Raw genomic sequence first — 19005 nt, forward strand, 5'->3', positions numbered from 1 at the left:
GTTCCAGGGGGAACGGTTCGCGAGTTCCTCGGCCTGGCTCATCTTCTCAAGGAGCACCCGATGTCTCTCCCTGGCCACCGCCGGAACCGGGATCCAGCGCCCGGGGTCCTTCTCAAAACGCCCTTTTTCAAAACGGGAATAGTCCGCAAGCTTTCCGCAGGTCACCACGGATCGGGCGTGGGAGACCCGGGTGGTGGTCCGCAGGAGCACCGGAAGCTCCAGTTTTTCCGAAAGCTCGAAGGCGTAGAGGGTCATGGCCCGGGCCTCCTCCGGGCTGGCCGGCTCCAACATGGGCACCCCGGAAAGCCGGGCGTAGTAGCGGTTGTCCTGTTCGTTCTGGCTGGAATGGCAGGAGGGATCGTCGGCGGTGACCACCACCATCCCGGCCTTAACCCCTACGTAAGCTAAGGTGAGAAAGGGGTCTGCGGCCACGTTGAGCCCCACGTGTTTCATGCAGGTAAGGGAGCGCAGGCCAGAAGCCGCGGCCGCCGCTGCTACCTCCATGGCCACCTTTTCGTTTACCGAAAATTCAAAATAGAGCCCGGGAAGTTCCTGAGAGAGGGCAAAGAGGTGGTTTCCGATCTCCGAGGAAGGGGTTCCGGGATAGGCCGCCCCCACCCGGACCCCGGCCTCAAGCGCTCCCCGTACAATAGCCTCATTTCCGAGAAGAAGCCTCCTTTCGCCCTCCTTTACGGAAAGCAGCGGATGCATATCACCGGCCTCCGATCAGGGGATCCGGTCCTTTTTAACACTCGTACCGCGTTTGACAATACTCAAACTTCCTGGCAATATCGGCTAAGATCTTTCCCTAACCAGGACGAAAATCGAAAGGAGTAACCCGAGGAAAGATGGCGGTTAGAAAGATCCTCTATTACGGAGACCCGCTCTTGCGGGAGCAGGCCCGGGAGATAAAAGAAATAAACGGCCGTCTGCAGCAACTTATCGAGGACCTCCGGGAAACCATGTATGCGGCCAAGGGTCTGGGGCTGGCCGCTACCCAGATAGGGGTGCTGGAAAAGGTCTTCGTAACCGATTTCGGGGAGCGCGAGGGGCTTCCCCGGGGGTTCATGGTCTTCATCAATCCCGAGATCGTGGAGGCCGAGGGGGAACTTTATGAAGAGGAGGGTTGCCTGAGTATTCCTGGGTATTCGGCCCGGGTAAAACGGGCGGCCCGGGTCCTGGTTCGGGCCCTGGATCGCGAAGGCAAACCCTTCGAGATGGAGCTCTCCGGCCTCGGGGCCCGGGCCATCCAGCACGAACTGGATCACCTGAACGGGATCCTCTACGTGGATTATCTCTCCCCTCTCAAGCGCAAACTCTTCCTGCGCTGGTGGAAAAAACACCGGCCCAAAAACCAATAACTACGGCAGCAGATAAAGATCGCGTGGAAACACGGTCAGGCGTTGCGGCCCGTCCTCCGAAAGATAGAAGGTGTCTTCCAGTCCGATAACCCCTGTCCCCGAGACATGCAGCTTGGGCTCCAGGGCCAGGACCATTCCACTGCGAAGGGTGGTACGAATCCCCGGGGCAAGGGGCGGATCCTCATCCACACAGAGACCCACGCCGTGGCCCACAAAGCCCACCCCTTCCTGACCGTGGGCCATAAAGTAGCGGCTCACCCCCAGATGTTCGGCCTCTTCGGCTACCCGGAAATAGACCTCTTCGGCGGGGACGCCCGAGCGCAAAGCCCCTTCCCCGGCCTTCATAAGCCGGAGCGCCAGGGAAAAGAGATCTTTCACCTCCGATGAAGGTTCTCCCACCGAGAGCATCCGGGTCTGATCCACATAATAGCCAGCGTAAAAACCAGCCACATCAAGCAACACGGGTTCCCCGCGACGGAGAGGTTTAGGGCTCGCCCCGGAGGGAAAACCCAAGACCCCGCACCCCCCTTCCCCGGCCACCATGTAAGAAGGGGTTAGCCCTTCCTTCCCGGAAACCAGAAGACCGGTGGCAAACTCGTTTCCGCGGGACGAACGCACCAGCCCCGGATGTCCCCGCCGACGCAGGGCCAGTTCCACCCTCCCCAGGGCCTCAAGCTCGCTCATTCCTTCCCTCCATTCCGGAAGGGCCTCTCGCAGGGCCTCGGCCAGAAGTTCTCCGGCCCGGCGCAGACAATCCACCTCGTAGGACGACTTGTACATCCTGAGCTTGAGGAGATCCGGAGAAAGATCTTCCAGTTGATAATCCGCCAGGATCGCCTGATAACGCCGAAAACGCTCCTGCGAGAGGGTCGAAAGTTCCATCCCGATGCGCCGAACGCCCGCATTATCAAGCACAGCCGGAAGCGCCTTCAGGGAACGGAGGGATTCCGCTGGAAGCGGACTCTCCTGCCTCACCCTTTCCAGGGGGCGAAAAACCAGAAAACGTATCTCCCGAGCGGTGACCAGAAGGTGTCCCAGGGCAAAGGCCCCGGTGAAATAAAAGAGGTGTAGTGGAGAGGTAATAAGGGCCGCATCCAGGCCTTTCCGGGAAAGGACCCGCCTCAGCGACTCAAGGCGTGTTTGAATCTCGGCCCGGGGAAGCACGCAGATACTCCGCAATTTTAAGGATGGTTTCCGCATAGGGTTCGCTGTGGTTATAGGTCATGAGCACCCGTTTCTTTTCCTCCCGGGAAAGTCCCGGACGCCAGCCGTGAGCCCGAAGATAGTTGGCCGCGCTGGCCAGGGCATCGGTCAGGGTGTAAAGATCTATTCGTCCGTCACCGTTTCCATCCACGGCGTATTCCCGAAAACTGCTGGGGACAAACTGGGGATAGCCGAAGGCCCCGAAAATGGAGCCCTTGAGGGCCAGGGGGTCCATGCCGTATTTCCGGGAAAGCTTGAGAAGAACCCGAAGTTCGCGATAGGCCCAGCGGGAACGCCGGGCCATGATCTCCCGAAAGCGAGCTTCTTCCTCCGGGGAGAGCCCGGGGGGAAGATAGGGTTTGACGCGTTGCCAATCAGCCGACACCGCCATGCTGGCCAGGACGTTGAAGATTCGATATCGGCCCCGGTGACGCCCCAGATCGGACTCCACCAGGAGAAGACCCACCAGGATCTCTTTGTCCACCCCGTAGGTGTTCTCGATCTCGCGAAGCAGGGGAGCATAGTCCTTCAGAAAGGCCCGGGCCCGCGCCAGCCTTTGAGGTTTCAGGAACTGTTGATAGGGAAGTTTGGTCTCGTCCCAGGTAAGCTTGCGGGGCATGATCTGGGGAAGGAACCGGACCCGCGGGTCGGCAAAAACCCTCTTCACCAGTTCGGCGGAAAGGCCGTCCCGGATCAGTTGTTGTTCCAGGGGTTTAAAAACGGATTCCGCCGCCTGGACCGGAGAAAAAGAGAGAATTATCCCTAACCCCAGGATCAAAAAATATTTCCTCACCGCCCCAAGGCCTCTCCCAATTCTTTCCACAGTTTCCCGAATTCCTCAAGATCCCCCCGGCGCAGGGCCTCCTCGGCCCGACGATAGAGTTCACGCAGTAATTCCGTGTTCATACCGGCTCCGGGGGTTGAAGAAACCCGGGCAGGAGGAGCGGAAACCTTCTCTACCGAAGGCGCGAAAAGTTCCCCTAGGGCTTCCTCCAGGTTTTTGGCCATCACGATCCGGTTCCGGTAGGCCACGATAACTCTCTTCAACTCCGGGATCTGGCCGGTCTCGGATTTGAGATAAAGGGGCTGCACGTAAAGAAGGTTCCCCTCGATAGGGATCACCAGAAGGGTCCCCAGGATGACCCGGCTTCCCCGCTGATCCCAGAGGGAAAGCTGCCGGGAGATCTCCGGATCCTGATTGATGCGCGATTCGATCTGCTGCGGGCCATAGACCAGAGTCTGTTTGGGAAAACGGTAAACCAACATCTCGCCGTAATGTTCGGGATCGCAGCGTACGCACATCCAGGCCGAAAGGTTGTTCTTCTTGGCCGGGGTAAAGGGCACCATGAGAATGAACTCCGCTTCGTGCTCCCCGGGAAGGCGCATAATGGTGTAATAGGCCCGGATATAGCGTCGCGGGTCCTTGGGGCTCTTGGGGATCTCCCAGAGGTCTTCCTGATTGTAGAAGACCCGCGGGTCGGTCATGTGATAGCGGGTATAAAGCCGGGCCTGAAGGGAAAAGAGCCAGTGCGGATAACGGATATGCCGACGCAGATCCTCTCGCAGGTCGGAAAGGGGCCTGAAGAGGCCGAAAATCCTCTGATAGGTCCGGATCATGGGATCGCCGGGGTCCTTAAGGTAAAAGTTTACCGTACCGTGATAGGCATCCACCACCGCCAGGGCGGAATTGCGTACATAGTTGCCCAGACCCCGGAGGCGACGGGAATAGGGGAACCGGTCGGAAACGGTGTAAAGATCCACGAACCAGAAGAGACGGCCGTCCTTCCCGATCACCAGGTAAGGATCGGTATCCACCCGCAGGAAGGGAACCAGACGCTGGACCCTCTCCAGCACATTTCGGTAATAGAGGATCCGGCTATCGGAAAGGATATCCCGGGAGAAGAGAAACTTGCTGGTTCCGAAACGGTAGGCAAAAAGAAGGCGCCGAAACAGGCCCCCTACCCTCACTCCGGTGCGTCCGTGATAGCTGGTATAGACGTTCCTTTCCCCGGCCGGATAATCGAACTCCTTGAGCCGGGTGTTCACCACCGCATAGGTATCGGTGAGCTCACCGAAATAGATCTCCGGGCGGGTCACCCGCAGGTCGATGGAGGAACGCGGAGGAATGTCCTTGATGAGGAGCACCGGTAGCCCCTCGGGAGAGACCTGGTTCACCACGCCCAGGGTCAGACCGTAACCGTGCGTATAGATGAGGTGGAGATTGATCCAGGACTTGCTGGGGAGATCCCGGTAGGAAAGTTCCCGGGCCGAGAGCATGACCTGTCGCAGTTCCCCGTTCAGGGGATAACGGTCGTTATCCACGGATACGAAGCGATAATAGGTACGGATCTCCTGGATCTGGCTGTAGGTCTCCAGCAGGGGTTGATGATCCCACAGGCGGATATTTTTCACCGTAAGGGCATTGCGCTGGATATCCTGGTAGGTAAGGGGTCTGCCGAAGCGGAAGGGCTTTTCCACCACCTTTTCCAGACCGTAGGCCCTGCGGGTATAACGGATCTCATAACCGATATAGGTCTTTTCCTTATCCAGCTCGTTGGGTTGAACCACATACCGATGCACCAGATCCGGCAGAAGACGCAGCCCCAAGAAATAGAGGAGTCCGTAACCCAGAACCAGGCCCAGGAGGATCTCCCTGCGGGGACGCAATACGAAAAGGGCCGCAAGGATCGAGGCCAGCAGGGAAAGAAACACCATGGCATTGAGCGCCGGAAGCACCACCCGGGCCTCGGTATAGCCCGCCCCGAAGACCACCCCTCGTTCATCAAAAAGAAGATCCGCACGATCCAGGAAAAGGTCATAGGCCAGGCGCAGGAAAAAAAGGGCCAGCATCACCGCCAGATATCGCCTGAACACCGGAGAGAGGGTGGGACGAAAGCGGCTTCCCGGGGATACGTGTCCGGTGCCGACGAAGATGAGAACCCCGGTAATAAAGAGGAAGAGCCAGATCGCCAGGGCGGTATCCCCCAGATACCGCAAAAAGGGGAGCTTGAAAACATAAAAACCGATATCCAGGGAAAGCAGAGGATCCCGCAACCCGAAGGACTGCCCCTTCCAGAAGAGAAGGAATTCCTGCCAGAAGGTCTGGGCGGCAAGTCCGAAGATAAAACCCAGCAAAAGGGAGGAGAAGCGCAGGAGAAAACGAAACTTTTGCGAAAGGATTCGGGTCAGACGTGGATCCAGGTACTGGGACCAGAAGGCGTTCCGTCCGGCCCAGCGATGTACCAGGATCCCGTGAAAGTAAAAGAGTAGCCCTACCACCAGCCCCACTCCGAGGGCCAGGAATCCCTGGGTCTTGAGTTGAAGCAGGAGAACCCGGGCGTACCCCAGGTCCCGATACCACAGGTAATCGGTATATAATTTCACCATGGGATTAAAGAAAAAGAGCCCCAGACCGGCCAGCGCCAGAATCAGGACCAGGAGACGAAATCTCACGACTGCACCAGGTTAAGGAGACTTCCGGCAAGAATTATCCGGCGCTCGCGCTCGGTGAGCTCCACCCGCACGGGGATCTCACCCTTCCCGGAAACCTCGAGAACCAGACGCGGGGCCCCTTCGGAAAGGGCCTGGCGCAGGCCGGAAACCCGAATCCTATCCCCCGGGGAAAGCCGGTCGTAGTCCGCGGGATTCTCCAGCACCACGGGAAGGATCCCGAAGTTTACGAGATTGGCTTTGTGGATGCGGGCAAAGCTCTTGGCAATCTTAAGACGCACCCCGAGATAGCGCGGGGCAAGGGCCGCATGCTCCCGGGAGGAACCCTGCCCGTAGTTCTCCCCTCCCAGGATGACCACCGCCCGACCTTTCTCCTTTAAGGCCAGGGCCTTTTTGGAAAAATCCGGATCTAGGGCCGAGAATACATACTCGCTTATGGCCGGAAGGTTGCTCCGGAGCGGAAGGATCTTCGCCCCGGCGGGCATGATGTGGTCGGTGGTAATGTTGTCCCCCACCTTAAGGAGGATCTCCCCCTCAAGGTCCTCGGGCAGAGGATCAAATTTGGGAAGGGGAACGATGTTCGGCCCGCGTATGATCTCCACCCTCCGGGCTTCCTCTTCCGGAAGCGGAGGCACAAGCAGGGTATCGTTCAGGATGAATTTTTCGGGAAGCCTGATTTCGGGATATTCGCCCAGTTCCCGGGGGTCGGTGATTACCCCGCGCACCGCCGAGGCCACCGCGGTCTCTGGTGAGACCAGATAGACATAGTCCGGACGGGTTCCGGAGCGTCCGGGGAAATTTCGGGTGAAGGTGCGGAGGGAGACGGCCTCGGTGGGCGGGGCCTGGCCCATGCCGATACAGCCTAGGCAACCGCACTGATGGATCCGGGCCCCGCCGTGGACCAGCTTGCGAAAGGCCGAAAGGGCCTCGAGATTTTCCACCACCTGAAGGGACCCGGGATTGATTTCCAGGCAGGTATCCCGATGCACCGGATGGCGTGCCAGCACCTCGGCCACCACCAGGAGGTCACGCAGCGAGGAGTTGGCACAGGAGCCGATGATCACCTGGGCCACCGGGCGACCGGCGATCTCGGAAACGGGTTTCACGTTGTCCGGTGAGGAGGGGCAGGCCGCAAGGGGCTCAAGGCTCGAGAGGTCAAGCTCGATCACCTCGTCGTAGCGGGCATCCTTATCGGGAAGGATCTCCTCGAAGTCCCCCTCCCGGCCCTGGGCGTAAAGCCAGGCCCGGGTGACCTCGTCCGAGGGGAAGACGCTGGTGGTGGCCCCCATCTCCGTGCCCAGGTTGGCGATGGTGCCCCGATCCGGCACGGAAAGTTCCTTCACTCCGGGGCCGAAGTACTCCAGGACCTTTCCCAGCCCGCCTTTTACCGTAAGTTTACGCAGAAGCCACAGAGCCACGTCCCGGGCCGAGACCCAGGGCGGAAGTTTTCCCGTAAGATGAACCCCCACGATCCTGGGCATGATGAGGTGGAAGGGTTCCCCGGCCATGGCCATGGCCACATCCAGGCCCCCGGCCCCGATGGCGATCATCCCGCAGCCGCCGGCGGTGGGGGTGTGGCTGTCGGAGCCGAGGAGGGTGCGACCGGGCCTGGCGAACCGCTCCAGGTGCACCTGGTGGCAGATTCCGTTCCCCGGCCGGGAAAACCAGATTCCGTAGCGAGCAGCCACGGTCTGAAGAAACCGATGGTCGTCGGCGTTGCGGAAGTCGGTCTGAAGGAGATTATGGTCCACATAAGAAACGGAAAGCTCGGTGCGCACCCGGTCGATCCCGATGGTTTCAAACTCAAGATAGGCCATGGTGCCGGTGGCATCCTGGGTCAGGGTCTGATCGATACGTATGGCAATGGGCTCGCCCCGCTTGAGACTCCCGGAAACCAGATGCCGCTCGATGATCTTTTCCGCCACGGTAAGTCCCATCTTGCCCTCCCTGATAAGAAATCTAAGGATATCAGATTATATGGGAAATCGGTAAGAATAATAAAGCTTAAGCCCTTTTTCTTCTACGTAGCGCTCCACCTGGGGAGAGGTTTGATAGGTGACCAGGAGGAGCATTTTTTCTCCGGGAAAGTGTTTCTCCAGACGTTTTACCCGGGAGAGAAAGGCATCTACATCGCGTTTTTTGAGCTGGGTCTTACATTCCCCGAGGATCCAGATTTCCTTTCCGTTTTTACGCCCCTTACCTATGATATTCAGCTCCTCGTATCGGTTGGGAGCGATTTCGATAAATCTTCTTCGCAGGGGTTCAAGGACCTCTACTTTAAAATCTTCCTTAAGGAGTCGGGGTAGATGCGTATAGGCCCTGTCCTCAAGCATATACCCCACCGTATGCTGGAGGCTTCCAAGCATTTCCCTGGTCTTTCGATGATCCGCCGTAAGCTTACGTAGCTCTTCCTCCGTACGCCTCTGCGCCTCGGCAAGCTCCGCCAGCGCCTTCTCCAGCCTCGCCTGACCCTCCTCAAGCTTCGATACCCGCTCCTCCGTACGCCTCTGCGCCTCGGCAAGCTCCGCTAGCGCCTTCTCCAGCCTCGCCTGACCCTCCTCAAGCCTGGATACCCGCTCCTCCGTGCGCCTCTGCGCCTCCGTGAGTTCCTTTATGGCCTGCCAGGCTTTCTCCTGAGCCTCGGAGAGGGATTTCAGGGCCACCTTTACCTCCTGCATATCCTCCCTGGAGGCCGCGGTCTCCCGCTGGCGCTCGATCTCTTCAAGAAGGGCAAGCAGCGCCTCCCTAAGAGTGGGATCGAGGCCCTGAAGAATTCTAAAAAATTGTGCGCTGTAAGGCATTTCCCCTACCCCAGACACTCGGGCGCTTCTTTTCTCAAAGCTTCAAGCAACCCCTGCGCTTCATCTTTTAAACTTGAAGACTCCATCAATGGTTTTACCAGATAAACCAGAAGATCGGCAAGGTTTGCGGAAAGAACGATACGCCTTTCACCCCCTGGTTCCCCGTAGATCTCGAAAGGAAGACGACTTTTCAGGATCTCTATGGCCGCACTCTCCGGCCCCCGAAATTCTACCCCGAAATAGAGGTGTCGGGCCTTAAGCGCCGGAGAGAGATTCCTCACCTCCTCCCGCGGAAGGAGAGAGAAGGCCAAATCCTGGGGAGGAATGAGTCCGTGCCGGGGACGAAGATCAGCCACCAGATCGGGCTCCCACTGGAGTAAATAACCCAGAAGCCCCTTGGCGAATTTAAGGTCCATATTTTCTCGGATGAGGTTGCGCAGGGCTTCCACCGGACCCGAAAGCAAAAAACGACGCCGATCCAGACGATCGGCCGTAATATCCCGGGGGAGCCTTTCAAAAAGCCTAACCAGAGGGGTTTCGCTTCCGGCCGAGACCTCCAGAACCAGAGGGCGAAGATCTCGCGGAAGCTCGTCTTCCTCCAGCAACCCTACGTGCAATCTCACCCTCCCGGAAGGCCGAAACCCCGGTGCTTTAATCCTGATCGTTAAAGCTCTGGGCTCCGAGGGAATAGATCAGACCGGTTACCCCGGTTCCGTTCCAGTAATCGTCGGAGCAGTTATCCACCGTCCCGGTAAGGGTCCAGTCGGAGGTATTGATACTTCCGCTTCCCAAACACAGGACCAGACCGTCGGTGGCATTCTCCGCTCCATCGATGGAAAGATCTACGTTTCGAAAATAAAAGGCCACTTCCTCGGTAACATTGGCACTGGTGCAACTGGCGGTGTTTTCATCGCCGGGACACACCACCAGGACCTCACGCCCCCGGGCATCCTTCCCGAAACCGAACCAGAAATAAGTCCCCCCCAGAGGGATGGGATTCTGGACCTGGGCTCGCAGACCTCCCAATTTGTCCTTGTTGGCCGGAAATTTGTGGTGCCGATCATAATATGTCCACAACATAACTTCCCATTTGCGCAATTCACTGGCAAAGCGTTTGGCTCGGGCATTGGCAATCAGATCCTGACCTTTTATTACCGCTCCGAGAATAATTCCGATAATGACCAGAACAATGGCCAGCTCAACCAGAGTAAAACCCTGCTTCTTTTCTTTTCGCATCTAGACCTCCTTAAAATTCATTCCAGGAATTTAAGGATATTCTATTTTTTTCTCAAAGGCTTTGTCAAGAAGTTTTTTATTGGGTATATATTGAGACAGGGATTTTAGCCAAGGAGGTGAGCTATGTTTTTCCCGGAATACCGCCCCCGGAGGCTCAGACGCACCGAGGCCTTAAGAGGCATGGTAAGAGAAACGGAACTTTCTGCTAAACACTTCATTTATCCTCTCTTTGTGTGCCCGGGCAAGAACGTAAGGCAGGAAGTCTCTTCCATGCCCGGGGTCTATCGACTTTCGGTGGACGAGGCGGTGCGCGAGGCCCGGGAGGTTTACGAACTGGGGATCCCGGCGGTGATCCTTTTCGGTATCCCCGAAAAGAAAGACGAGGTGGGTTCCGAGGCCTACGCCAAGAAGGGTATTGTTCAGCGGGCGGTTTCGGCCATCAAAAAAGAAGTCCCGGATCTCATCGTGGTTACGGATGTCTGTCTCTGTGAATATACCAGTCACGGCCATTGCGGGATCATAAAAAACGGTGAGGTGGATAACGATGCCACTCTGGAACAGCTCGCCCGCATCGCGGTCTCTCATGCCCGGGCCGGAGCCGACATCGTGGCCCCTTCAGACATGATGGACGGACGGGTGGCCAGAATCCGCGAGGCCCTGGACGAGGCCGGCTTTCAGAATGTGGCCATCCTTTCTTACGCCGTCAAATACTGTTCAAGTTTTTACGGACCTTTCCGCGAGGCCGCGGAATCGGCCCCGCAGTTCGGCGATCGCCGAAGCTATCAGATGGATCCGGCCAATGCCCGCGAGGCCCTGCGCGAGGCCGCGCTGGACATAGAAGAAGGTGCGGACATCATCATGGTCAAACCGGCCCTGCCCTATCTCGACATCATTCGGTCCCTGCGGGAGGAGTTCAACCACCCCCTCGCCGCCTATCAGGTAAGCGGAGAATACGCCATGATCAAGGCCGCGGCCCGGCTCGGCTGGCTCGACGAAGAGCGGGTAATGATAGAAAGTCTCCTTTCCATCCGCCGCGCCGGGGCCGACATCATCATCACCTACTTTGCCAAGGAGGCGGCCCGGAAGCTGGGGAAATAGGGTCTTTCAGAGGGAAGGGGGCCGGAACATCCGGCTTAGAATCAAGTTCTTTTCCCACGCCTACGACCTCGAGGAGGCCGGGTTTTAAGCAGGGTCTCCGAGAGCACCTCGTCCAGGTGTTTTACCGGTACAAACTCGATCCTGCGCCGGAGCTCCGGCGGAATGTCCTCCAGATCTTTGAGGTTCTTTTCCGGGATAAGCACCTTCCGGATGCCCTTGCGCAGGGCGGCCAGCGACTTCTCCTTGATGCCCCCCACGGGAAGGATCCTCCCCCGCAGGGTGATCTCTCCGGTCATGGCCACATCCTTGCGTACCGGGCGTCCGGAAAGGGCCGAGATCATGGCCACGGCCATGGTCACCCCGGCGCTGGGGCCGTCTTTGGGAATGGCCCCGGAGGGGATATGAATGTGAAGATCGTACTTCTCGTAAAATTTGGTGGAAATACCCAGCTCCTTGGCCCGGGCCCGGATATAGGAAAGTGCGGCCTGGGCGCTCTCCTTCATCACCTCTCCCAGTTGGCCGGTAAGGATGAGGTTACCCTTCCCTTCCATCACCGTAACCTCGATATAAAGCACCTCCCCTCCGTAAGGGGTCCAGGCCAGCCCGGTGGCCACCCCGACTTCGTCCTCCTCCTGAGAAAGCTCCTCCACATATTCCGGGGGACCCAGATACCGGTGCAGGTTAGCCGGGGTAATACGGAAGGGACCCTTCTCGCCCTCGGCCAGTTTCCGGGCCACCTTACGGCACAGGGCCGCAAGCTTGCGTTCAAGTTCTCGCACCCCGGCCTCGGAGGTATATTCGGAAATCACCCGAAAGATGGTGCGGTCGGAAAGAAGCAACACCCCTTCCGCAAGCCCGTGTTCCTTAAGCTGTCGGGGGAGGAGGTAGCGCCGGGCAATAACCAGTTTCTCCTCCGGGGTGTAGCCGGAAAGATAGATTACCTCCATGCGGTCAAGGAGGGCCGGAGGAATGGGATCGGTCATGTTGGCCGTGGCGATAAACATGACCTTGGAGAGGTCAAAGGGCACCCCGAGATAGTGGTCCACGAATTCGCGGTTTTGTTCGGGATCCAGCACCTCTAAAAGGGCCGCTGAGGGATCGCCCTGGAAGTCGCTACAGAGTTTGTCCACCTCATCGATCATGAAAACCGGATTGTTCACCCCGGCCTGCTTTATTCCCTGAATGATGCGCCCGGGAAGGGCCCCCACATAGGTGCGCCGATGCCCCCGGATCTCGGCTTCGTCCCGCACCCCGCCGAGCGAAACCCGTACGAACTTCCGCCCCAGGGCCCGGGCAATGGAGCGCCCCAGGCTGGTCTTCCCCACCCCCGGAGGCCCCACAAAACACAGGATGGGCCCCTTGGCCTCGGGATTGAGCTTCTTTACCGCCAGGTACTCCAGGAGCCTCTCTTTGATCTTCTCGAGATTGTAGTGATCCTCGTCAAGGATCCTTTTGGCCTCTTTAAGATCCAGCCGATCCCGGGTGCTCTTCTTCCAGGGAAGCTCGATAAGCCAGTCCAGATAGGTACGAATGACGGTGGCCTCGGCGGTATCGGGGTGCATCATCTCCAGGCGCGAGAGCTGTTTAAGGGCCTCCTTCTCCACCTCGCGGGGCATCCGGGCCTTCTTGATCTTTTCCCGCAACTCCTCGATCTCGGCCTCAAGCTCGTCCGTCTCCCCGAGCTCGCGTTTTATGGCCCGCAGCTGTTCGCGAAGGAAATACTCTCGCTGGGAGCGGGCCATTTCTTCCTGGGCCTCGGTCTGGATCTTGGCCTGAAGGCTTGCGATCTCGAACTCCCGTTGGAGATAACGATAAAGTTTTTTCAGGCGTTCCAGGCCGTCGTAGGTCTCAAGAAGATCCTGGGCCTCGGAGATCCTGAAGCGCACATGAGCGGCGATAAGGTCGGAAAGCCGCCCGGGCTCCTCCACCGAAGCCAGAAGCGAGGAGATATCCGGATTGAGAAGCCCCCGCAGAGCCAGGACCTTTTCCGCTACCTCCCTTACCGAACGCATCAGGGCCTCGGTCTCCACGGAGAGACTTTCCGGTTCTCTCTCCCCCACCGGGAGAATGCGCACCCGGAAGAAGGGGTCTATCTGGAGGAATTCTTCTATCTCTGCCCGGGCCAGCACCTGAACCAGAACCTTGAGACGATCCTCCGGTAGTTTAAAGGTGCGGATGATGAGCCCCACCACCCCTACCCGATACAGCCTTTCCGGAGAAGGATCCTCGTCCATGGGATCCTTCTGGGTAACCAGGGCCAGAAGTTTTTCTCCCTCCAGTGCCGTGGATACCGCGGCCAGACTCCTTTCCCGGCCTACAAACAGGGGAATAACCATCCCCGGAAAAAGCACGATGTCTCTTATGGCCATAAGGGGTAAGACTTCGGGAACCTCTATGCTTTCGCCTTCCATGAGTTCAGGGCTGGAAAAGGACACCTCTTCGGTCATGCGGATCTACCCTCCTCAAAGAGTAATGTACGCAGATACAGGCGAGCCTCCCGGGCCAGTTCGTAATAGGTATGGTTCATGTGTTTGGGACGCCTCAGACCCTTCTTTTTGAGAAATCTTCCCTGTACCCGTTCCAGAAACCCTAAGGATTCGAGGCGACGCAATCTGCGTCTGGTCTCCTCCAGATCCAGGCGCAAACGTCGCGACAGAAACTTAGCACAGTCCGGAGCCAGCGCATAGAGATCTTTTAGGATACGCCAGTCCTCCTCTTCCAGAATCCCCCAGGGAAGCATACTCCGCTTCATTTTAACCGGCCTGAGCTACAAATTAAACCGACTTGAAGATCCGGTTTAAAGCGTTTATGTTTCGGGAGAAAAAAAACGGCGTGCAGGAGGGAACCATGGCCGAGGAGATCAAAGAGGAGGTTCAGGAAACCCAGGAGGCGGGCGGGCTTCCCCCTCTTCCCAAGAAACTCGAGAAGATGACTATCAAGGAACTGCGGGAGATAGCCCTTCAGATTCCGGAAATAAGCGGCGTTCACGGCATGAATAAGGAAGAGCTCATTTCGGCCCTCAAGAAGGTCTATGGTATCGAGGAAGCTCCGCGGAAGGTAGGGGGTTCGATGCGGGAGCTCAAGGCCAAGATTCAGAAATTCAGGGAACTCGCAGAGAAAGCCAGGGCCGAGAAAGATTGGGAACGTTATGAACGTTATCGTCGGCTGGCCTCCCGCTTCAAGAAACGCACCCGGAAGCTGGCCCGGGCTGCGGCTTAATCTCCGGAGATAATCATGGCTTCGGCCCTTTATAAAACCGATTTTTCCCGGCTTAAACTCCTCTCCCGGGGCAAGGTGCGGGACATCTACGACCTCGGTGACGCTCTTCTCATCGTAGCCACCGACCGCATCTCGGCCTTCGACGTGGTCCTTCCCACCCCTATTCCGGATAAGGGGCGTATCCTCACCCGGATGTCTCTTTTTTGGTTCGATTTTCTGAAGGATATCGTTCCCCACCATCTTATCACCGCCGATGTGCACGATTATCCCAAGGAAACGGCCCCCTATCGGGAAATTCTTTTTGGAAGGAGTATGCTGGTGCGAAAGGCCCGGGTGCTCCCGGTGGAATGTATCGTCCGCGGCTACATCACCGGTTCGGCCCTGAAGGAATATCGGCAAACCGGCACGGTGTGCGGAATAAAGCTTCCGGAGGGTCTGCGCGAGGCCGACCGCCTTCCGGAACCCATCTTCACCCCCTCCACCAAGGCCGAAAAAGGGGAACACGACGTCAACATCACCTTTGAGGAATGCGCCCGGATTATCGGGCCCGAGCTTGCCGAGCAAGTGCGCGAGCTTTCGCTGGCCCTCTACCGTAAGGCTGCGGAATACGCGGAAAGCCGGGGAATAATCATCGCCGATACCAAGTTCGAATTCGGTCTTGCCGACGGCAAACTCCTGCTGGTGGACGAGGTGCTCACTCCGGACTCCTCCCGGTTCTGGCCCCGGGATGAGTACGAACCCGGACGTCCCCAGAAGAGCTTTGACAAACAGTTCATTCGGGACTGGCTCCTCCAGATCGGCTGGGATAAAAAACCCCCGGCCCCGGAGATACCCCCGGAAATAGTGGAAAAGACCCGGAAACGCTATCTGGAAGCCCTGAAACGTCTTACCGGGGAAATCCTCTCCTGATGCGCTGGGCCCGGCTCTCCTGGCAGGAAATAGACCTGGACTCCCGAACCTTTGTCTTTTCCTTTCCCTCTCGCGGGGACCTTCTCCGGGAAAGCATCCATCGTTTCGGGATCCTGGAGCCCCCGCTGGTGGCTCGGGCCGGAGAAAAATTTCTTCCCGTGGCCGGAGAAGGACGGCTTCTGGCCTGGAAAGCCCTGGGAGAGGAGGAGGTTCCGGTATTCATCCTGCCGGAAACGGACCCTCTGCGCCTCCAGGAAATGGCTCTGGAGAGCAATCTCTGGCGGGGACTAAATCTGGTGGAAAAAGCCGAAGTGGTGGTCCGGTTTCGAAGATACCTGGCTCCGGAAGAAGTGGTTCGCAGGGTTTTTCCTCGCCTGGGCCTGAGCCCCACGCCGGAGGGATACTTCTTTCTGGAGGAAGTGGCCCGAACTTCGGGAAGGGTTCGCCAGGCTCTGGCCACGGGAAAATTACCCCCCAGGGCGGCCCGATTGCTCTTCCGCTATCCCTCCGAATGGCGGGAAAGGATATGGAATTTTTTGGAAAGACTCGGTCTTTCTGCCTCCGAAAAAAGAGAGGCCCTGGAAGGGATTCTCGACCTCGCCCGCCGGGAAGACCGGGCCCCGGAAGACCTGCTCCGGGAGCTGGAAGATCGCACCGACCGCGGCGAGTTCCTTTCCGAGCTACGTCGCCGCCTCAGACCGCATCTCTTTCAGACCCAGCAGAAACTCTCCCGACTTCGGGATAGGGTGCGGACTGCAGAGGCCCTTCTCGAGACCCCACCGGCTCTCGAAACTGATACCCTGAGCCTGACCTTGCGTTTCCGTTCCGAGGAGGAACTGCGCTCGAAACTGGAAAAACTCCTAAAACTTCTTCCCTAGCTCCTGCACCCGCAGGAAAAATCGATAAAAAGCCTTTTCCGGAGCCATAAAATCCCGTTTTAAAGAAACATCCAGTTCATAAAGGGCCTTGAAGACCTCCGGGAAAAATCCGGGGGAGAGGCCGAATAAATGCCGCTTGACCCGGAAGGCCGCATACGGAGGAAACCTCTCCAGAAGAGAGGGCACCTTTTCGGGCCAGGTTTCCCGCAGGGCCTGGGCGTAGGTCCTCTGAAAAACCTCAAAACGGGTCTCCCTGAGGAGATCCTCTCTACCCCGGAAAAGATAGGCCAGAAGCCAGAGGCGCTTGAAGTAATTTTCCAGGATGGCCAGGATGACCAGAGGAGGATCCCCCTGATCCAGGAGCCGCCGTAACAATCCCCGTGCCGCCTCGGCCCCCTCCTCCAGCAGGGTATCTCCTAAAAGGTAGGAATAGGTTTCCGGAGCCGGGGTGACCACTGCCTCCACGTCTTCCTTCTCAATACGTTCCTTTTCTCCGGCGTACAGGAGGACCTTTTCCAGTTCGTTCCGGAAATGGGCATAATCTTCTCCTACCAGGGAGAGGAAATATTCCGCCACCTGACGATCCATGGTATAACCCTCGGCGGACAGACGCTCGGCCATTTCCGCCAGAAATCGGGCCCTTCCCTTCTGAAGATGCAGGGGAACAAGGGCTCCCCTTTCCAGGGCAAAGGTATAGAGCGGATGATCTTCGGGAAAACGGGAGGCCAGAAGGAAAAGATGCACCGTCCCCGAGCCGAGGGGTTCCAGCAGAGGGGAGATCTGCTCCTTATGTTGGGCCAGTATCTCGGCCTTGCGCACCATCACCAATCGCCGGGGGCCGAAAAGCCCGGGAGAAACCAGGAGGGAACGCAGATCCTCCGGCGAAACCTCCTCCAGATCCACGCGTTCGCAGAGGGCGCCTTTTTCTTCCTGAATACGCACGATGCGCCCGGCCTTCTCCAGGGTCTCCTGAGGATCACCGATGAAAAGATAAAGGGGGGCCAGACGATCCCTGCGGGCCAGATCGAGAAGCCTCCGAAAATGGGACCCGGCAAAAACCGGCATGTCCTTAATTTAGCATTCAGGTTGCCGCACGCACAATTCGTGATTAAATACCTAAGCGAACCAGCGAACCCGGCAAGGAGGGAGACCATGGAGTATCGACTGGTGATGCATGTGCCGGAGTCGGCGCGTTTTGAAGTGGCTCTTAAGGTGGCCCGCAACTTCGTAAAGGCCATGGGCGGAGAGCCTCACGAGGTGCGCATTCTGGTAAATGCGGAGGGAATCACCATCCTCAAGCGCTTCCTTGAGGTGGAGGAACTCTATCGGGAGGCTCGAAGGGATGGCGTGGCGGTCTATTTCTGCGAAAACGCCATGCGGGCCTTCGGAATAGACCCGACCCTGCTACCCGAGGGAGCCCTCACGGTTCCGGCGGGAATCAAGGCCCTGGTGGAATGGCAGAATCAGGGCTTCCGTTATGTAAGAGCTTAAAGGAGGAGGTTAACCCATGACCCAGGCGCGGCCCAAAAGCATCCTTCTCGATCAGCAGGACCGGCGGGTACGCGAGCAGCTCTCCCGCATCTCTCACAAGATCATGGTCATGTCCGGAAAGGGCGGAGTGGGAAAGAGCACCGTAGCCGTGAATCTCGCCGTGGGGCTTTCGCTTCAGGATTTCATGGTGGGGTTGCTCGATGTGGATCTTCACGGACCGAACATCCCCAAAATGCTGGGGGTGAGGAGGGAAAAACTCCCCCGCCGGCCGGACGGGCGCCTGGGGGCCATAAGTTATTCCCCGAACCTCAAGTTTCTCTCCATCGAACCCCTGCTTCCCAAGGAAGACGCCGCAGTCATCTGGCGCGGGCCGTTAAAGATCTCGGCCATCAAGCAATTCATCGGAGACATAGACTGGGGAAAGCTCGACTACCTCATCATCGACGCCCCTCCCGGCACCGGTGACGAACCCCTTACCGTGGCCAAGACCATCCCCGACGCCTACGCTCTGGTAGTGACCACCCCGCAGGAGGTATCCCTCATCGATGTCCAGAAGTCCATCAACTTCTGTCGCAAGGTCAAGATGCGCATCCTGGGCCTGGTGGAGAACATGAGCGGTTTCATCTGCCCGCACTGCGGAAAGGAACTGGATCTCTTCAAACGGGGCGGAGGCGAAAAACTGGCCGAGGAAATGGGGATCCGTTTTCTGGGCCGTATTCCGGTGGATCCACGGGTGGTAGCCGCCGGAGACGCGGGGAAACCGGTGGTCGGAGCCTACCCCGAGTCCATCACCGCCCGGGCCTTCGACGAACTGGTGCGCAATGTGGTGGCGGCCACGGAGGAGATGTGGCGCGAGGTGGAGGAGGGGCGCTACATGCGGGTGGCGATTCCCGTGGAGGGTAATCGGCTGGCTAAGGACCCGGTCTCCGCGGATCTCTTTGCCGTTTATGATGTGGAGGCCGGACGCGTGCGGGTCAAGGACGTGGTCAAACGGCCGGAGGATCAGGACCTGGAATCCTTTCTCAAGGAGCAGGTGGCCACCCATCTCCTGGCCCTGGATATACCCCCGGAATGGAAGGAACGTCTGGAGACGGCCCGGATTCGGGTGGTAACCGGCGGAGCTCCGGACATGGGCCCGGACACCGTGCTCCAAGACTTCCTTTCCGGAATCCTTAGGTGATTCCGGGATGCATTACCCAAGGAAAGGATTACGAGGAGGCCAGAGAGCTTTTAATTGACGCCGTGGAAACCTGGATTCTTTCCGCCATTAAGGACGGAGAAGAACTTAAGGGCGCAAGCAACGTTCTGTGAACGTATCTCACCCATCCACCGCGAAGGTGAAGCCCTTAAGGTAGAGGG

The 19005-nt window shown here is 58.1% G+C and carries 18 protein-coding genes and 1 pseudogene; 8 read left to right on the top strand and 11 right to left on the bottom strand.

Annotation, left to right across the window (positions count from 1 at the left end; translation table 11 throughout):
- Nucleotides 1-711, bottom strand: a pseudogene (locus F8J34_RS05020) (indolepyruvate ferredoxin oxidoreductase subunit alpha); the annotation flags it as partial.
- Between the two features lie 137 nt (nucleotides 712-848).
- Between F8J34_RS05020 and def the strand changes: the two are divergent.
- On the top strand, nucleotides 849-1361 hold the full coding sequence (def, locus tag F8J34_RS05025; RefSeq protein ID WP_297056914.1) for a peptide deformylase: 513 nt from the start codon (nucleotides 849-851) through the stop codon (nucleotides 1359-1361).
- Here def and F8J34_RS05030 read toward each other — a convergent pair whose 3' ends face one another.
- From F8J34_RS05030 to F8J34_RS05060, 7 genes are read right to left on the bottom strand one after another with little or no spacing between them, the layout of a single operon-like run.
- Nucleotides 1362-2525: a Xaa-Pro peptidase family protein gene (locus F8J34_RS05030; protein ID WP_297056915.1), complete on the bottom strand. Its 1164-nt coding sequence runs from the start codon at nucleotides 2523-2525 to the stop codon at nucleotides 1362-1364.
- Nucleotides 2491-3357, bottom strand: coding sequence for a lytic murein transglycosylase (locus F8J34_RS05035; RefSeq protein WP_297056916.1), 867 nt, complete (start codon nucleotides 3355-3357; stop codon nucleotides 2491-2493). Before F8J34_RS05035 ends, F8J34_RS05030 begins: the two co-directional genes overlap by 35 nt.
- The gene (locus F8J34_RS05040) at nucleotides 3354-6017 is read right to left on the bottom strand and encodes a UPF0182 family protein (RefSeq protein WP_297056917.1); all 2664 of its coding nucleotides are present in this window, start codon (nucleotides 6015-6017) and stop codon (nucleotides 3354-3356) included. Before F8J34_RS05040 ends, F8J34_RS05035 begins: the two co-directional genes overlap by 4 nt.
- Nucleotides 6014-7951: an aconitate hydratase gene (locus F8J34_RS05045; protein WP_297056918.1), complete on the bottom strand. Its 1938-nt coding sequence runs from the start codon at nucleotides 7949-7951 to the stop codon at nucleotides 6014-6016. Before F8J34_RS05045 ends, F8J34_RS05040 begins: the two co-directional genes overlap by 4 nt.
- Nucleotides 7952-7987: 36 nt before the next feature.
- Complete coding sequence (locus tag F8J34_RS05050) at nucleotides 7988-8815, bottom strand: chordopoxvirus fusion protein (protein ID WP_297056919.1); 828 nt, start codon at nucleotides 8813-8815, stop codon at nucleotides 7988-7990.
- Between the two features lie 5 nt (nucleotides 8816-8820).
- Nucleotides 8821-9438 carry a hypothetical protein gene (locus F8J34_RS05055; RefSeq protein WP_297056920.1) on the bottom strand — a complete coding sequence of 206 codons (618 nt, stop codon included), beginning with the start codon at nucleotides 9436-9438 and terminating at the stop codon, nucleotides 8821-8823.
- 28 nt (nucleotides 9439-9466) lie between these two features.
- Entirely contained in the window at nucleotides 9467-10051 is a 585-nt protein-coding gene (locus tag F8J34_RS05060) for a prepilin-type N-terminal cleavage/methylation domain-containing protein (protein WP_297056921.1), read from the bottom strand.
- A gap of 123 nt (nucleotides 10052-10174) precedes the next feature.
- On the opposite strand from F8J34_RS05060, the gene hemB reads away from it, so the two are divergent.
- Nucleotides 10175-11149, top strand: coding sequence for a porphobilinogen synthase (hemB, locus tag F8J34_RS05065; RefSeq protein WP_297056922.1), 975 nt, complete (start codon nucleotides 10175-10177; stop codon nucleotides 11147-11149).
- A 41-nt stretch (nucleotides 11150-11190) separates the two neighbouring features.
- On the opposite strand, the gene lon is transcribed toward hemB, so the two are convergent.
- Together lon and F8J34_RS05075 are read right to left on the bottom strand one after the other, a co-directional pair.
- Nucleotides 11191-13596 carry an endopeptidase La gene (gene lon / locus F8J34_RS05070; protein WP_297056923.1) on the bottom strand — a complete coding sequence of 802 codons (2406 nt, stop codon included), beginning with the start codon at nucleotides 13594-13596 and terminating at the stop codon, nucleotides 11191-11193.
- Nucleotides 13593-13889 carry a DUF2250 domain-containing protein gene (locus tag F8J34_RS05075; RefSeq protein ID WP_297056924.1) on the bottom strand — a complete coding sequence of 99 codons (297 nt, stop codon included), beginning with the start codon at nucleotides 13887-13889 and terminating at the stop codon, nucleotides 13593-13595. The genes lon and F8J34_RS05075 overlap by 4 nt, the downstream gene beginning before the upstream one ends.
- A 107-nt stretch (nucleotides 13890-13996) precedes the next feature.
- Here F8J34_RS05075 and F8J34_RS05080 point away from each other — a divergent pair, with 107 nt between their 5' ends.
- From F8J34_RS05080 to F8J34_RS05090, 3 genes are read left to right on the top strand one after another with little or no spacing between them, the layout of a single operon-like run.
- Nucleotides 13997-14368, top strand: coding sequence for a Rho termination factor N-terminal domain-containing protein (locus tag F8J34_RS05080; RefSeq protein ID WP_297056925.1), 372 nt, complete (start codon nucleotides 13997-13999; stop codon nucleotides 14366-14368).
- Between the two features lie 15 nt (nucleotides 14369-14383).
- Nucleotides 14384-15277: a phosphoribosylaminoimidazolesuccinocarboxamide synthase gene (locus tag F8J34_RS05085; protein WP_297056926.1), complete on the top strand. Its 894-nt coding sequence runs from the start codon at nucleotides 14384-14386 to the stop codon at nucleotides 15275-15277.
- Nucleotides 15277-16155, top strand: a complete 879-nt coding sequence (locus F8J34_RS05090; protein ID WP_297056927.1) for a ParB/RepB/Spo0J family partition protein — start codon at nucleotides 15277-15279, stop codon at nucleotides 16153-16155. The genes F8J34_RS05085 and F8J34_RS05090 overlap by 1 nt, the downstream gene beginning before the upstream one ends.
- Here the strand turns inward: F8J34_RS05090 and holA are convergent.
- Complete coding sequence (holA, locus tag F8J34_RS05095) at nucleotides 16138-17220, bottom strand: DNA polymerase III subunit delta (RefSeq protein ID WP_297056928.1); 1083 nt, start codon at nucleotides 17218-17220, stop codon at nucleotides 16138-16140. The two genes, F8J34_RS05090 and holA, sit on opposite strands and share 18 nt — an antisense overlap.
- Nucleotides 17221-17307: 87 nt before the next feature.
- Here holA and F8J34_RS05100 point away from each other — a divergent pair, with 87 nt between their 5' ends.
- The 3 genes from F8J34_RS05100 to F8J34_RS09780 are packed head-to-tail and all read left to right on the top strand — an operon-like array spanning nucleotide 17308 to nucleotide 18957.
- A complete protein-coding gene (locus F8J34_RS05100; RefSeq protein WP_297056929.1) occupies nucleotides 17308-17646 on the top strand; it encodes a DsrE family protein in 339 nt (112 codons plus the stop codon).
- A gap of 16 nt (nucleotides 17647-17662) precedes the next feature.
- Nucleotides 17663-18826: a P-loop NTPase gene (locus tag F8J34_RS05105; RefSeq protein WP_297056930.1), complete on the top strand. Its 1164-nt coding sequence runs from the start codon at nucleotides 17663-17665 to the stop codon at nucleotides 18824-18826.
- Nucleotides 18823-18957 carry a type II toxin-antitoxin system HicB family antitoxin gene (locus tag F8J34_RS09780; protein ID WP_363315423.1) on the top strand — a complete coding sequence of 45 codons (135 nt, stop codon included), beginning with the start codon at nucleotides 18823-18825 and terminating at the stop codon, nucleotides 18955-18957. The genes F8J34_RS05105 and F8J34_RS09780 overlap by 4 nt, the downstream gene beginning before the upstream one ends.
- Nucleotides 18958-19005 lie beyond the last annotated feature (48 nt).

The sequence above is a fragment of the Thermosulfurimonas sp. genome, from assembly GCF_015491435.1.
In the GTDB taxonomy this organism is placed as follows: domain Bacteria; phylum Desulfobacterota; class Thermodesulfobacteria; order Thermodesulfobacteriales; family Thermodesulfobacteriaceae; genus Thermosulfurimonas_A.

Coding starts and splice junctions, on each gene's coding strand:
- lon (WP_297056923.1), bottom strand. CDS start 13,596: ATGACCGAAGAGGTGTCCTTTTCCAGCCCTGAACTCATGGAAGGCGAA.
- def (WP_297056914.1), top strand. CDS start 849: ATGGCGGTTAGAAAGATCCTCTATTACGGAGACCCGCTCTTGCGGGAG.
- F8J34_RS05045 (WP_297056918.1), bottom strand. CDS start 7,951: ATGGGACTTACCGTGGCGGAAAAGATCATCGAGCGGCATCTGGTTTCC.
- F8J34_RS05050 (WP_297056919.1), bottom strand. CDS start 8,815: ATGCCTTACAGCGCACAATTTTTTAGAATTCTTCAGGGCCTCGATCCC.
- F8J34_RS05085 (WP_297056926.1), top strand. CDS start 14,384: ATGGCTTCGGCCCTTTATAAAACCGATTTTTCCCGGCTTAAACTCCTC.
- holA (WP_297056928.1), bottom strand. CDS start 17,220: ATGCCGGTTTTTGCCGGGTCCCATTTTCGGAGGCTTCTCGATCTGGCC.
- F8J34_RS05075 (WP_297056924.1), bottom strand. CDS start 13,889: ATGCTTCCCTGGGGGATTCTGGAAGAGGAGGACTGGCGTATCCTAAAA.
- F8J34_RS05060 (WP_297056921.1), bottom strand. CDS start 10,051: ATGCGAAAAGAAAAGAAGCAGGGTTTTACTCTGGTTGAGCTGGCCATT.
- F8J34_RS05100 (WP_297056929.1), top strand. CDS start 17,308: ATGGAGTATCGACTGGTGATGCATGTGCCGGAGTCGGCGCGTTTTGAA.
- F8J34_RS05080 (WP_297056925.1), top strand. CDS start 13,997: ATGGCCGAGGAGATCAAAGAGGAGGTTCAGGAAACCCAGGAGGCGGGC.
- hemB (WP_297056922.1), top strand. CDS start 10,175: ATGTTTTTCCCGGAATACCGCCCCCGGAGGCTCAGACGCACCGAGGCC.
- F8J34_RS05090 (WP_297056927.1), top strand. CDS start 15,277: ATGCGCTGGGCCCGGCTCTCCTGGCAGGAAATAGACCTGGACTCCCGA.
- F8J34_RS05105 (WP_297056930.1), top strand. CDS start 17,663: ATGACCCAGGCGCGGCCCAAAAGCATCCTTCTCGATCAGCAGGACCGG.